The following is a 14,212-nucleotide window of genomic DNA, read 5'->3' as shown; positions in this document are numbered from 1 at the left end:
TGCTGACGGACGGGAACCTGGTCGAGTCACGGTGTCCAGTCTGTCACGTTCCGCGCGACAGGTGACAGCAGGTCAGGCGAGTGCGGGCGCGTCGGCCGGACGCGCCTGCGTGGACAACTCCGCGAGACGGCCGGTGCGCGCAGCCCACCACTCGAAGACGATCGTGCCGAACGGCGGGATGGAGGAGATCAGGGCCAGGCCGGTGGTGACCAGGTTCCACTTCAGCGCCCGTGCGGTGAGGAGAGCGACGAGGACGAAGGCGACGAACACGCCGCCGTGCAGCGGCCCGAAGATTTTCACGCCGATCTCGTTGCCGTTCTCCGGCAGGTACTTGAACGCCATACCGACGAGCAGGCCGGCCCAGGTGAAGGCCTCGAGGATTGCGACGAAGCGGAACCGCTTGGCCGGGGTGCTGAGATCGAAGAAGTTCGCCATGCACACCATTGTGCCGATCGCCTACGACGACCCGTCGTTGCTGTGAGAGACGTCACGGCCCCGACGCACTGCGTCGAGGCCGTGACAGGAGTAAGGAGCGGCGGGTTACGCCTTGGGGACGCGGACGATGAGGGCGTCGCCCTGGCCGCCGCCGCCGCACAGGGCCGCGGCCCCGACCCCGCCGCCGCGGCGGGCCAGCTCGAGGGCCAGGTGCAGCACGATCCGGGCCCCGGACATCCCCAGCGGGTGCCCCAGCGCGATCGCCCCGCCGTTGACGTTGACCCGCTCCGGGTCCAGGCCCAGCTCGCGGGTCGAGGCGATCCCCACCGCGGCGAACGCCTCGTTGATCTCCACCAGGTCCAGATCCTTCGGGTCGATGCCCTCCCGCTCACAGGCACGCGCGATCGCCCGCGCCGGCTGGGACTGCAGCGTCGAGTCCGGACCGGCGACCACCCCGTGCCGGCCGATCTCGGCGAGCCAGGACAGGCCGAGCTGCTCGGCCTTGGCCTTGGACATCACCACCACCGCGGCCGCGCCGTCGGAGATCTGCGAGGCCGAGCCGGCGGTGACGGTGCCGTCGGGGGCGAACGCCGGCCGCAGCTTCGCCAGGGACTCGGCGGTGGTGTCCGGGCGGATGCCCTCGTCGGCGGTGACCACGACCGGGTCGCCCTTGCGCTGCGGGATCGACACCGGCACGATCTCGTCGTCGAACAGCCCGTCCTTCTGCGCGCGGGCCGCCCGCTGGTGGCTGGCGGCGGCGAACGCGTCCTGCTCGGCGCGGGAGACGGCCGCCGCGCCGGTGTTGGCGGCCTCGGTGAGGGCACCCATGGCCTGGTCGGTGAAGATGTCGTGCAGCCCGTCGAAGGCCAGGTGGTCGCGCAGGGTCACATCGCCGTACTTGAACCCGGCGCGGGACTTCTCGAGCAGGTGCGGGGCCCGGCTCATCGACTCCTGGCCGCCGGCGACGACGACGTCGAACTCGCCGGCGCGGATGAGCTGGTCGGCCAGCGCGATGGCGTCGATGCCGGACAGGCACACCTTGTTCACGGTCAGGGCGGGCACATCCATCGGGATGCCGGCGGCGACGGCGGCCTGGCGGGCCGGGATCTGCCCGGCCCCGGCGGTGAGCACCTGCCCCATGATCACGTACTCGACCTGCTCGGGGGCGACCCCGGCCTTGGCCAGGGCCCCGGCGATGGCGACCCCGCCGAGGTCCGAGCCGGAGAAGTCCTTCAGGGCGCCCTGCAGACGCCCCATCGGGGTCCGGGCTCCGGCAACGATGACAGAACTGGTCACGAGGGTTCCTCCGGTGGTGGGGTCACGGCTCCTGCGCGGGGCTGCGGGCGGACGAGCCCCATCCCGGCGCATACTGATCTAACGTTAGCGCTAACGTCTTTATTCATGACTGAGACCTCCCCCACTTCGACTCCGCTCGCGGCTCTGAGCTCCGGGCTCGTGACTGCCATCGACCACGTCGGTATCGCCGTTCCCGACCTCGACGCCGCCCTCACCTGGTACGCCGAGAACCTCGGACTCGTCTCGACCCACGAGGAGGTCAACGAGGAGCAGGGCGTGCGCGAGGCGATGCTGTCGGTTCCCGGCTCGCCCGAGGGCGCGACCGCGATCCAGCTGCTCGCCCCGCTGAACGAGAACTCGACGATCGCGAAATTCATCGACCGCAGCGGCCCGGGCCTGCAGCAGCTCGCCTACCGCGTCAGCGACATCGATGCCGTGTCCACCGAGCTCCGTGCCCGGGGCGTGCGCCTGCTGTACGACGCCCCGCGACGTGGCACCGCCGATTCGCGCATCAACTTCCTCCACCCCAAGGACGCCGGCGGCGTGCTCGTCGAACTCGTCGAACCCGCCGCACACGGATCGCACTGACAACCCGCGTCCCGCCCGGTCGACCCGCCCGGTGTGCGCTGCCGCAGCATTAGCACAGGGAGGCGGCACGCGCAGCTCCGGCTGCCGCGAGCAGGTAGATTGGCGCCATGGTCTTCGATCGCGATCGCACCCCCAGCCACCTGCCCTTCTCGATCGTGCGCAAGGGATTCGACCGCGACGAGGTGACCAACTACTTCGCCAGATTCGAAGCCGAGCTGCGCGTGACCGCGACGGACCGGGATGCGGCCGCCGCCCAGGCGCGCGACCTGGCGAGACAGTTGGAGAACGCTCGCAACGAGATCGACGAGTTGCGCAAGGATGTCGATCGTCTCTCGGTGCCGCCCACCACGGCCGAGGGTATGAGCGACCGAATCTCCCGCATGCTGCGCCTCGCCTCCGACGAGGCGTCCGAGCTGCGGGCCCGGGCCGAGGCCGATGCCGCCGAGATGATCTCCCTGGCCGAACAGGAAGGCATCCGGCTGCGCGGCGACTACGAGGCGATGATCGCCGAACTCGCCGAGCGGCGTAAGGCGTTCGAAGCCGAGCACGCCCGGACGATGTCCGAGGCACGTGCCCAGGCCGCCCGGATCGTCGCCGCCGCCGAAGCCGAGCGCGATCGTCTCGCGGCGGAGGCGGAGGCCAAGCGGGACCAGGTTCAGCAGGATTTCGAGATCGCCATGAGCGAGCGCCGCAGCAAGGTCCTCGGCGCTCTCGACGAACTCGAACGATCCAGCAAGGCCGAGGCCGAAGAGCGTCTCGAGATCGCATCACGCGAGGCGGCACGCCGGCTCGAGATCGCCACCGAACAGTCCGAACGGAAGATCGCCAACGCCCGCGATCTGACCGAGGAACTGCGGGTGCTGCGTGGCCGCATCCTCAGCCAGCTGGACGGTGTGCGCGGTCAGCTCGAGGCGGTGCCCTCGATGCTGGCTGCCGTGACGCGCGAAGGTGAGCTGCTCGACCGCGACCGGGACGCGTCCACCACCGACGGCGACACCGATGCGACCACGGAGATCGCCACCGAAGAATCCGAGAAGGAACCGGCCACCAAGGAACTGCCGGCGACGGCCGGCACGTCCGAGGACAGCGACCGGAAGAGCGGGCCGGGCGAACAGGGGAAGCGGTCCGGCAACGAAGCACCTGCGACCGACCGGCTCGGCCGGTCACCCGCGGTGGCCAGCAAGGTCCGCAACTGAGCCGACGTCAGGACCACGACGGCGAGCCGTCAGGACCACGACGGCGAGCCGTCAGGACCACCGTCGGGTCGGTCCGCGGGTGCCGCGGCCGGACCAGCAGCCGTTGTGCCAGTGCCGGCGTTCGTCTGCTCCCCCTATGTCGTCGGCGGGCCAGGCAACCACGTGCGGCGTTCCCGGCGCGATCTCGTGATCGCATCCGGGGCACCGGTACGCCTTCGTTGCTCGCGAGCCGGGGACGGTGCGCACGGTGTAACGCTCGGATTCCGCACCCCACGGGCCCGATTCGGTGCGGGACGTCGCCCCGGAGAACGCCGACGCGCCGGTCTCGGGCCGGCGCCTGCGCTGTGATCGGGGGGTATTGCGGCGCGGCATCTCAGAACAGCCGGAACTCGTTGCTCTCGGTGCCGCGCAGCGCCTCGTAGTCGAGCACGAGGCAGCGGATACCGCGGTCGGTGGCCAGGGTCTTGGCCTGCGGCTTGATCTGTTGTGCCGCGAAGACACCGCTGACCGGCGCGAGCAGCGGGTCCCGGTTGAGCAGCTCGAGATACCGCGTGAGCTGTTCGACGCCGTCGATCTCGCCTCGCCTCTTGATCTCGACGGCCACCGTGCCGCCGTCCGCGTCCCGGCACAGCAGGTCCACCGGACCGATGGCCGTCGGGTACTCACGCCGGACGAGGGTGTAGCCGCGCCCGAGGGTTTGGACGTGCTCGGCGAGCAGTTCCTGCAAGTGCGCCTCCACACCGTCCTTGATCAGGCCGGGATCCACGCCCAGCTCGTGGCTGGAATCGTGCTCGATCTCCTCGATGGTGATGCGCAGCTGCTCACCCGCCTTGTTGGTCACCACCCACAGAGCGTTCGCATCTTCCGCGGACTCCTCGACCAGCCAACACGGCGGACTCATCCAGTTCAGGGGCTTGTAGGCGCGGTCGTCGGCGTGCACACTGACCGATCCGTCGGCTTTGACCAGGAGCAGCCGACGCGCCATCGGCAGGTGTGCCGTCAGACGTCCGATGTAGTCGACTCGACAGCGGGCAATCACAAGGCGCACGTTGCCACCCTAGAGGATCGCCCCGGACTACTCTCGAACGACCATGCCTCGCACTCGTCGCATCTCGCCACTCGGCTCACCGCTGCTCGGCGCACCCGCGGAATCCGTCCAGCGCCAACGTGTTCGCGTGCAGACGTTGCTCACCCTGCTGTTGCTGGGCACGAACATCGCGGGTGCTGCGATCACGGCGGTACTGATCAATGTCGTCATCCCGGGTCCCTCGGTGCTGCGCCCGGAGTTCGTCGTCGTCACCGGTGTCGTCGCGCCGGTGTACGTCGTGGGGGCGATCGTCCTTGGAACGATCGTCGGGACGCGACGCGGGCTCGCACAACTGCGCTGGATCCTCGAGGACCGGGATCCCTCGCCGGAGGAACGTCGCGCCACGATGCGGTTACCGATGCGGCTCACCGCCCAGCAGGGCGCGTTCTGGGCCCTGGGACTGGTGCTGTTCGCGACCGCCTTCGGGGTGCTCGATCCGCGCACCATCCCGAAGGTCGCGTTCACCATTGCTCTCGCGGGACTGACGGTCTGTGGCTTCGTCTTCCTCTTCAGCGAGTTCGCACTGCGACCGATCGCCGCCCGGGCCCTCGAGGCCGGCGCGACCCCGCGGCGCCGTCTCACCGGCACCAGCGGACGCATCATGGTGGCGTGGGTGCTGGGCAGCGCCGTTCCCGTCATCGGGTTGATGCTCGTCGCGGTCTTCAGCTTCGTCCGTCCCGTGTCGCCCGTCCGCTTCGCGGTGACGATCCTGACGATCGGCGGACTGGCGTTGGTGTTGGGATCGCTGCTGATGTTCCTCACCGCCCGGCGAAGCATCGCGCCGATCGAGTCCGTGCGGGCGGGCATGGCCCGCATCGAGGGGGGCGACCTCGATGCGGAGGTCGTCGTCTACGACGGGACGGAACTGGGCGAATTGCAGGCCGGATTCAATCGCATGGCCGACGGCCTGCGTGAGCGCGAACGGATCCGCGACGTCTTCGGCCGGCACGTCGGGCAGGACGTCGCCCGGGCGGCGCTGGCCTCGTCACCGCGGCTCGGCGGCGAAGAACGTGATGTCGCGGTGCTGTTCATCGACATCATCGGTTCGACGGCAATGGCTGCAGATCGTCCGCCGACCGAGGTCGTACAGTTGCTCAACCGCTTCTTCGAAGTCGTGGTCGAGGAGGTCCACCGCGTCGGCGGTTTCGTCAACAAGTTCGAGGGCGACGCGGCACTGGCCATTTTCGGCGCCCCGGTGGCAATGGACGATCCGCCGGGCAACGCCCTGGTGGCCGCCCGGACGATGGCACATCGACTGCGCACCGACGTCCCCGAGTGCGAGGCGGGGATCGGGGTCGCAGCCGGACTCGCAGTGGCCGGAAACGTAGGGGCTCACGAGAGGTTCGAGTACACGGTCATCGGCGATCCGGTGAACGAAGCTGCGCGACTCTCGGATCTGGCCAAGACGATCCCCGGCCACGTCGTCGCCTCGTCCCGGGCAGTAGAGGCGGCCGCCGATCACGAGCGCACGAGATGGGCGCCGAAAGGTGAAGTGACCCTGCGCGGGCGGTCGGAAGTGACCCGACTGGCGGTGCCGTCGGCGGACTGACCCCGCCGGCATTTCCAGGGCTTTCGGTGGTCCCGGCGGACCCGGAAATGCCGGAAGCCCCCCGACGAGGTCGGGGGGCTTCCGGTAACGGGTGTTCGGCGGTGTCCTACTCTCCCACACCCTGTCGGGTGCAGTACCATCGGCGCAGACAGGCTTAGCTTCCGGGTTCGGAATGGGACCGGGCGTTTCCCTCCTGAGTTAGGACGTTTCGCTTAGTACCCCGCTTCGAACCCGAGGCGAGACAGAATTTCCTGGTCGGCGGCCGGGATCTGCGGCGGAAAGTCCTGGACGGCGGCGTTGATCGCGATCGTCGAGGTCCGCAGCGGCCGCAGTTGCTTGACCACTCGTGCGATCGCGACACCGGTCCGGTCCTGAACACAGCGCGCGACTGCCAATGCCGCGAACACGATGGTCAGGTGTGCGTCGATCACGTCGCGGGTGCGGTGGAAGATCGGCCGTGCCCGCAGATCGGTCTTCGACATGCGAAACGACTGCTCGACATGCCAGAGATCGTGGTACTTGCCGATCACCTCACCCGGTTCCATCAGCGTGACCGGAATGTTGGTCACGTATCCCTTCAGGCCGACGAGGGACCGGGCCCTGCCCAGGGCGGCACCATCGAGTTGCTGACCGGCCGTGGTGGTCTTGACGAACCGAGTGGCCTTGGCTTTCTTCGTGCCGCCTGAGTTAGGACATTTGGCTTAGTGTCCCGATTCGAACCCGAGACGGGTGAGAATCTCCAGCTCGGCAGCAGGGATCTGCGGCGGAAAGTCCTGGACGGCACCGTTGATGGCGATGGTCGAGGTCCGCAGCGGCCGCAGTTGCTTGACCAGCCTCGCGACCGCGACACCGGTGTGGTCCTGGGCGCAGCGGGCGACGGCCAGAGCGGCGAACACGATGGTCAGGTGCGCCTCGATGGCGTCGCGGGTGCGGTGGAACATCGGCCGTGCCCGCAGATCGGTCTTCGACATGCGAAACGACTGCTCGACATGCCACAGGTCGTGGTACTTGCCGATCACCTCGCCCGGTTCCATGAGCGTGACCGGGATGTTGGTGACGTATCCCTTCAAGCCGACCAGCGATCGAGCTCGTGCCAGCGCGGCATCATCGAGTCGCTGACCTGCGCTGGTGGTCTTGACGAAGCGCGTCGCCTTCGACTTCTGGGTGCCCTCGACCACCGCCCGCGCCCTCGCCTCCTGGGCATTGAGAGTCTGGTTGTCGCGCACGGCACGTTTGCGGGTGTACTGCCAGATCGCCCGCCACGAGGTGGGATGCCGAACCGGATCCCAGACCGGTTCGGCCCGCCTTTTCACGGTGTTGACCACGCTGCGGGCGTGCCGGGGGGTGACGGTGTCGATGATCTGCCCATCGGTGAACACATCACCGTGCCAATGGAAATGGGACGTCAGATCAGCGGGCGCCTTCGTCACCCGGGAGCCGACGATGAACTTCAGGCCGGCCTCGTCGAGAGCGGTGAGATTCGCCGCCGACAGCATGCCGGCGTCGGCGGCGATGACCATCTCCACGCCCTCGAGGTCGTGCCGGGCCTGGAACTGACGCACCATGGGGACCAGGGTGTGGGTTTCGGCCTTGTTGCCTTCGAAACAGGCGATCTCCAGTGGGAACCCGGTGCGGTCGACGAGCAACCCGACCACGATTTGTGGATCGACCCGGCGCTCTTTGGAGTAGCCGACCTTGCGCAGGTCGTCTTCCTTCTCGGCCTCGAAGTACAAGGTGGTCACATCGAACAGCAGCAATCCCAACCCGCCGGTGCTGGCCGCGTACTCGAAGCAGCGGCGGGCGATCCGGTCGCGGTAGTCGCCGGTGATGATCTGCGCGAGGTGGCGTTGAATCGTTTTGTACGACACCGGATCAGCGCCGAGATCGCCGAGGACGCGCAGGGCATCGATCTTCGAGGTCGGTTCGACGATCCGGGCGATGACCAGGTCTTTGAACACCGCGTCGTCGATGATGTCGAAGCCGAGCCCGTCGTAGACGAAGGTGAGCACGTCGTAGAGCAACCGGGCGCTGGTGCGCACGGTTCGTCCCGCCCCGGCGAGCTCGCCACCCTTGCTCGTCGTCGGGCCGGGCAGTTGGCCGGTCCGCCAGTCGGCAACATCGGCGATCTGCTCGACGGGCGTCGGCACATCCAGCTCCAGCACGCCTTGATCGCCGTGCAGCAGGTGTCGGGCTCGTTCGAGCAGAATGCCCAGCTCGACGTCGGTATGCGCGGACCCGACGTGAGCGAGGATCTCGTGCCGGCCGCGGTGTTTGCGCACGACCTGCACCGCGACCGCTCCGGATGCGGTGCGCACTTTCCGCACGAATGCCACGGCCCGAACCTACCTGCTTAGTGTCCCGATCCGCTTCGTCGACGTCGTGAATGCGCAGGTGGAAGCCTCGACAGGTGTTCTACCCGCCAGTAATGTCCTAACTCAGGACTGACCCCGCCGGCATTTCCAGGGCTTTCGGTGGTCCCGGCGGACCCGGAAATGCCGGAAGCCCCCCGACGAGGTCGGGGGGCTTCCGGTAACGGGTGTTCGGCGGTGTCCTACTCTCCCACACCCTGTCGGGTGCAGTACCATCGGCGCAGACAGGCTTAGCTTCCGGGTTCGGAATGGGACCGGGCGTTTCCCTGTCGCTATGGCCGCCGTAACTCTGCGAAACGTCACGCATCAGAGTTCTCGAATACCCTTGTCGGGCTTCGGTATCTGATGTGTGTGCTGTTTCAGATACCGCACAGTGGACGCGTAGCTTCTTCGTGGTAAGTCCTCGGCCTATTAGTACCGGTCACCTGCATGCGTTGCCGCACTTCCAGTTCCGGCCTATCAACCCGGTGGTCTGCCGGGGCCTTACCCCCTCGAGGGGTGAGAAACCTCATCTTGGAACAGGCTTCCCGCTTAGATGCTTTCAGCGGTTATCCCTTCCGAACGTAGCCAACCAGCCGTGCCCCTGGCGGGACAACTGGCACACCAGAGGTTCGTCCGTCCCGGTCCTCTCGTACTAGGGACAGCCTTCCTCAAGTTTCTAACGCGCGCGGCGGATAGAGACCGAACTGTCTCACGACGTTCTAAACCCAGCTCGCGTGCCGCTTTAATGGGCGAACAGCCCAACCCTTGGGACCTACTCCAGCCCCAGGATGCGACGAGCCGACATCGAGGTGCCAAACCATCCCGTCGATATGGACTCTTGGGGAAGATCAGCCTGTTATCCCCGGGGTACCTTTTATCCGTTGAGCGACACCGCTTCCACATGCCGGTGCCGGATCACTAGTCCCGACTTTCGTCCCTGCTCGACCTGTCGGTCTCACAGTCAAGCTCCCTTGTGCACTTGCACTCGACACCTGATTGCCAACCAGGCTGAGGGAACCTTTGGGCGCCTCCGTTACATTTTGGGAGGCAACCGCCCCAGTTAAACTACCCACCAGGCACTGTCCCTGAACCCGATCAGGGTCCGAGGTTAGAGGTCCAATACGATCAGAGTGGTATTTCAACAACGACTCCACGGTAACTGGCGTCACCGCTTCACAGTCTCCCACCTATCCTACACAAACCGAACCGAACACCAATACCAAGCTGTAGTGAAGGTCCCGGGGTCTTTTCGTCCTGCCGCGCGTAACGAGCATCTTTACTCGTAATGCAATTTCGCCGAGTCTGTGGTTGAGACAGCAGAGAAGTCGTTACGCCATTCGTGCAGGTCGGAACTTACCCGACAAGGAATTTCGCTACCTTAGGATGGTTATAGTTACCACCGCCGTTTACTGGGGCTTAAATTCTCAGCTTCGCGGATCGCTCCGCTGACCGGTCCTCTTAACCTTCCAGCACCGGGCAGGCGTCAGTCCGTATACCTCGTCTTACGACTTCGCACGGACCTGTGTTTTTAGTAAACAGTCGCTTCTCTCTGGTCTCTGCGACCACCCCCAGCTCCGACCGCGAAGGTCTTCACCAGGGCTGGTCCCCCTTCTCCCGAAGTTACGGGGCATTTTGCCGAGTTCCTTAACCACAGTTCTCTCGATCGCCTCGGTATTCTCTACCTGACCACCTGTGTCGGTTTGGGGTACGGGCCGTGTGAAAGCTCGCTAGAGGCTTTTCTCGGCAGCATAGGATCATGGAATTCGCCTCATTCGGCTACGCATCACCTCTCAGGCTCGTGCGACACGGATTTGCCTATGTCACGCCCTACAGGCTTACACCGGTACAACCACTGACCGGCCCCACTACCTTCCTGCGTCACCCCATCGCTTGGCTACTACCAGATCGGGTCCCGTGCATCCACACGACCGATTCCCGAAGGAACCGGCCGGCTTCAGGACGGTTAGCATCACTGATTCACCAGGGGCGCGTTCACACGGGTACGGGAATATCAACCCGTTGTCCATCGACTACGCCTGTCGGCCTCGCCTTAGGTCCCGACTCACCCTGGGCGGATTAACCTGGCCCAGGAACCCTTGGTCATTCGGCGGACGAGTTTCTCACTCGTCTTTCGCTACTCATGCCTGCATTCTCACTCGCGCCGCCTCCACACCTGGATCACTCCGGCGCTTCCCCGGCGGCACGACGCTCCCCTACCCACCCACACCACTGCACCCGTCTCCGCAGAAACGAGTGGGTGTTGTGTGAGTGCCGCGGCTTCGGCGGTGTACTTGAGCCCCGCTACATTGTCGGCGCAGAACCACTTGACCAGTGAGCTATTACGCACTCTTTCAAGGGTGGCTGCTTCTAAGCCAACCTCCTGGTTGTCTCAGCGATCCCACATCCTTTTCCACTTAGTACACGCTTAGGGGCCTTAGCCGGCGATCTGGGCTGTTTCCCTCTCGACTACGAAGCTTATCCCCCGCAGTCTCACTGCCGCGCTCTCACTCACCGGCATTCGGAGTTTGGCTGATTTCGGTAAGCTTGTGGGCCCCCTAGACCATCCAGTAGCTCTACCTCCGGTGAGAAACACGCGACGCTGCACCTAAATGCATTTCGGGGAGAACCAGCTATCACGGAGTTTGATTGGCCTTTCACCCCTACCCACAGCTCATCCCCTCAGTTTTCAACCTAAGTGGGTTCGGGCCTCCACGACGTCTTACCGTCGCTTCACCCTGGCCATGGGTAGATCACTCCGCTTCGGGTCTAGAACATGCCACTGATACGCCCTGTTCGGACTCGCTTTCGCTACGACTACCCCACACGGGTTAACCTCGCGACATGCCACTAACTCGCAGGCTCATTCTTCAAAAGGCACGCCGTCACCCCCAGCAGACCAAACTGCTCGAAGGCTCCGACGGATTGTAAGCGCACGGTTTCAGGTACTATTTCACTCCCCTCCCGGGGTACTTTTCACCTTTCCCTCACGGTACTAGTCCGCTATCGGTCACCAGGGAGTATTCAGGCTTATCGGGTGGTCCCGACAGATTCACAGCAGATTTCACGGGCCCGCTGCTACTCGGGTATCCGAATCGACAGTCACCGTGTTTTCGTCTACGGGATTCTCACCCTCTACGACGGGCCGTTCCAGACCACTTCGACTAACACAGGCGATTTCTCACTGTCGGCCGGTGCGGCAGCACCGACACATCGAACCCCACAACCCCGAACACACAACCCCTGCCGGGTATCGCATGTGCCCGGTTTAGCCTCTTCCGCTTTCGCTCGCCACTACTCACGGAATCACATGTTGTTTTCTCTTCCTGTGGGTACTGAGATGTTTCACTTCCCCACGTTCCCTCCACACGCCCTATATATTCAGGCGCGGGTAACACGACATCACTCGTGCTGGGTTTCCCCATTCGGAAATCCTCGGATCACAGCTCGGTTGACAGCTCCCCGAGGCATATCGCAGCCTCCCACGTCCTTCATCGGCTCCTGGTGCCAAGGCATCCACCGTACGCTCATAAACACTTACAACAAAGATGCTCGCGTCCACTGTGCAGTTCTCAAACAACACACAACAACCGATACTGGGGAAAGAAGAACCCTTCCCGTTCCCGGTCATCGTCGCTGACAAAACACTCGCGTGTTCTCTCAGGACCCAACAGTGCACCGATATAACTCTCTTCCCGCCGGCACTCGGACCGGCGGTGACGAAGAAAATACCTGTCAGCGTTCCACCCATGAGCTCCTGCCGTTCCACGTGTGGGAACGAAACAGTCTCTGCCCGAGAGGCATTCACCTGTGTGAACCCTCACCGGGAGAAGTGCTCCTTAGAAAGGAGGTGATCCAGCCGCACCTTCCGGTACGGCTACCTTGTTACGACTTCGTCCCAATCGCCGATCCCACCTTCGACGGCTCCCTCCCACGAGGGGTTAGGCCACCGGCTTCGGGTGTTACCGACTTTCATGACGTGACGGGCGGTGTGTACAAGGCCCGGGAACGTATTCACCGCAGCGTTGCTGATCTGCGATTACTAGCGACTCCGACTTCACGGGGTCGAGTTGCAGACCCCGATCCGAACTGAGACCGGCTTTAAGGGATTCGCTCCACCTCGCGGTATCGCAGCCCTCTGTACCGGCCATTGTAGCATGTGTGAAGCCCTGGACATAAGGGGCATGATGACTTGACGTCGTCCCCACCTTCCTCCGAGTTGACCCCGGCAGTCTCCTGCGAGTCCCCACCATTACGTGCTGGCAACACAGGACAAGGGTTGCGCTCGTTGCGGGACTTAACCCAACATCTCACGACACGAGCTGACGACAGCCATGCACCACCTGTACACCGACCACAAGGGAAACCCCATCTCTGGGGCGGTCCGGTGTATGTCAAACCCAGGTAAGGTTCTTCGCGTTGCATCGAATTAATCCACATGCTCCGCCGCTTGTGCGGGCCCCCGTCAATTCCTTTGAGTTTTAGCCTTGCGGCCGTACTCCCCAGGCGGGGCGCTTAATGCGTTAGCTACGGCACGGATCCCGTGGAAGGAAACCCACACCTAGCGCCCACCGTTTACGGCGTGGACTACCAGGGTATCTAATCCTGTTCGCTACCCACGCTTTCGCTCCTCAGCGTCAGTTACTGCCCAGAGACCCGCCTTCGCCACCGGTGTTCCTCCTGATATCTGCGCATTTCACCGCTACACCAGGAATTCCAGTCTCCCCTGCAGTACTCAAGTCTGCCCGTATCGCCTGCAAGCCCGCAGTTGAGCTGCGGGTTTTCACAGACGACGCGACAAACCGCCTACGAGCTCTTTACGCCCAGTAATTCCGGACAACGCTCGCACCCTACGTATTACCGCGGCTGCTGGCACGTAGTTGGCCGGTGCTTCTTCTGTACCTACCGTCACTTGCGCTTCGTCGGTACTGAAAGAGGTTTACAACCGAAGGCCGTCATCCCTCACGCGGCGTCGCTGCATCAGGCTTGCGCCCATTGTGCAATATTCCCCACTGCTGCCTCCCGTAGGAGTCTGGGCCGTGTCTCAGTCCCAGTGTGGCCGGTCGCCCTCTCAGGCCGGCTACCCGTCGTCGCCTTGGTGGGCCGTTACCCCACCAACAAGCTGATAGGCCGCGGGCCCATCCTGCACCGGAAAACCTTTCCACCCCGGAACATGCATCCCGAGGTCCTATCCGGTATTAGACCCAGTTTCCCAGGCTTATCCCGAAGTGCAGGGCAGATCACCCACGTGTTACTCACCCGTTCGCCACTAATCCACCCAGCAAGCTGGGCTTCATCGTTCGACTTGCATGTGTTAAGCACGCCGCCAGCGTTCGTCCTGAGCCAGGATCAAACTCTCCGTTGAAGACTCTCAATCAAACCCCGAAGGGCCGATCAGCCATAAGCGTAGAGCCGAATCACTAGCAAAAAACTCAAACTAGCAAAAACACTGGATCATCACAGACGGAAGAATGCGATGTCCAGCAACAACCACCCCACAAAAGTGAAGTGGCCGCACCAAAATAATTTGGCACTGACATTCATCGGCACACTGTTGAGTTCTCAAAGAACACGCACACACCATCACCCCGCGAACCAACGTCCGCGGCGCTCCGGGGCAACCGTTCCAGCCTACCCACACCACCCGCCGGGAACAAACCCGACGCACTCGGTGGGATCGGCAACGGCCCAGAACCCTACCAGAAGATTCCGA

At 64.2% G+C, this 14,212-nt stretch carries 8 protein-coding genes, 4 rRNA genes and 1 pseudogene; 3 read left to right on the top strand and 10 right to left on the bottom strand.

All coding sequences use genetic code 11. The annotated features are described in order from the left end of the window. Nucleotides 1-72: 72 nt before the first annotated feature. A complete protein-coding gene (locus F1734_RS10785) occupies nucleotides 73-444 on the bottom strand; it encodes a DUF3817 domain-containing protein (protein ID WP_017681051.1) in 372 nt (123 codons plus the stop codon). Nucleotides 445-540: 96 nt separating this feature from the next. Then, a complete protein-coding gene (locus tag F1734_RS10780; protein ID WP_061064912.1) occupies nucleotides 541-1,731 on the bottom strand; it encodes an acetyl-CoA C-acetyltransferase in 1,191 nt (396 codons plus the stop codon). Nucleotides 1,732-1,836: 105 nt separating this feature from the next. Here F1734_RS10780 and mce point away from each other — a divergent pair, with 105 nt between their 5' ends. Then, nucleotides 1,837-2,319 carry a methylmalonyl-CoA epimerase gene (gene mce, locus F1734_RS10775; RefSeq protein WP_026138156.1) on the top strand — a complete coding sequence of 161 codons (483 nt, stop codon included), beginning with the start codon at nucleotides 1,837-1,839 and terminating at the stop codon, nucleotides 2,317-2,319. 107 nt (nucleotides 2,320-2,426) lie between these two features. Continuing rightward, nucleotides 2,427-3,515, top strand: a complete 1,089-nt coding sequence (locus F1734_RS10770) for a coiled-coil domain-containing protein (protein WP_203011632.1) — start codon at nucleotides 2,427-2,429, stop codon at nucleotides 3,513-3,515. A gap of 51 nt (nucleotides 3,516-3,566) precedes the next feature. Here F1734_RS10770 and F1734_RS26255 read toward each other — a convergent pair whose 3' ends face one another. After that, nucleotides 3,567-3,887 carry an ATP/GTP-binding protein gene (locus tag F1734_RS26255; RefSeq protein WP_072786587.1) on the bottom strand — a complete coding sequence of 107 codons (321 nt, stop codon included), beginning with the start codon at nucleotides 3,885-3,887 and terminating at the stop codon, nucleotides 3,567-3,569. Nucleotide 3,888: 1 nt separating this feature from the next. After that, on the bottom strand, nucleotides 3,889-4,563 hold the full coding sequence (nucS, locus tag F1734_RS10765; RefSeq protein ID WP_203011630.1) for an endonuclease NucS: 675 nt from the start codon (nucleotides 4,561-4,563) through the stop codon (nucleotides 3,889-3,891). 43 nt (nucleotides 4,564-4,606) lie between these two features. On the opposite strand from nucS, the gene F1734_RS10760 reads away from it, so the two are divergent. Beyond that, the gene (locus F1734_RS10760; RefSeq protein ID WP_026138157.1) at nucleotides 4,607-6,151 is read left to right on the top strand and encodes an adenylate/guanylate cyclase domain-containing protein; all 1,545 of its coding nucleotides are present in this window, start codon (nucleotides 4,607-4,609) and stop codon (nucleotides 6,149-6,151) included. A gap of 97 nt (nucleotides 6,152-6,248) precedes the next feature. Here F1734_RS10760 and rrf (F1734_RS10755) read toward each other — a convergent pair. The 6 genes and pseudogenes from rrf (F1734_RS10755) to F1734_RS10730 form a co-directional block, all read right to left on the bottom strand. Beyond that, nucleotides 6,249-6,363, bottom strand: a 5S ribosomal RNA gene (gene rrf, locus F1734_RS10755). Continuing rightward, a pseudogene (locus F1734_RS10750) lies at nucleotides 6,364-6,831 on the bottom strand (IS1634 family transposase); the annotation flags it as partial. A gap of 21 nt (nucleotides 6,832-6,852) precedes the next feature. Continuing rightward, nucleotides 6,853-8,484, bottom strand: coding sequence for an IS1634 family transposase (locus F1734_RS10745; protein ID WP_203011628.1), 1,632 nt, complete (start codon nucleotides 8,482-8,484; stop codon nucleotides 6,853-6,855). Between the two features lie 205 nt (nucleotides 8,485-8,689). After that, nucleotides 8,690-8,806: ribosomal RNA gene (rrf, locus tag F1734_RS10740) — 5S ribosomal RNA — on the bottom strand. Between the two features lie 105 nt (nucleotides 8,807-8,911). Continuing rightward, nucleotides 8,912-12,042 (bottom strand): 23S ribosomal RNA (locus F1734_RS10735). A 300-nt stretch (nucleotides 12,043-12,342) separates the two neighbouring features. Then, nucleotides 12,343-13,864, bottom strand: a 16S ribosomal RNA gene (locus F1734_RS10730). Together the 16S, 23S and 5S rRNA genes form the textbook arrangement of a ribosomal RNA operon. Nucleotides 13,865-14,212: the final 348 nt, after the last annotated feature.

This window comes from Rhodococcus ruber (genome assembly GCF_016804345.1).
Lineage (GTDB): Bacteria > Actinomycetota > Actinomycetes > Mycobacteriales > Mycobacteriaceae > Rhodococcus > Rhodococcus ruber.
This window is presented reverse-complemented; position numbering and strand designations above follow the sequence as displayed.

Coding starts and splice junctions, on each gene's coding strand:
- F1734_RS10785 (WP_017681051.1), bottom strand. CDS start 444: ATGGTGTGCATGGCGAACTTCTTCGATCTCAGCACCCCGGCCAAGCGG.
- mce (WP_026138156.1), top strand. CDS start 1,837: ATGACTGAGACCTCCCCCACTTCGACTCCGCTCGCGGCTCTGAGCTCC.
- F1734_RS10770 (WP_203011632.1), top strand. CDS start 2,427: ATGGTCTTCGATCGCGATCGCACCCCCAGCCACCTGCCCTTCTCGATC.
- F1734_RS26255 (WP_072786587.1), bottom strand. CDS start 3,887: ATGCCGCGCCGCAATACCCCCCGATCACAGCGCAGGCGCCGGCCCGAG.
- F1734_RS10760 (WP_026138157.1), top strand. CDS start 4,607: ATGCCTCGCACTCGTCGCATCTCGCCACTCGGCTCACCGCTGCTCGGC.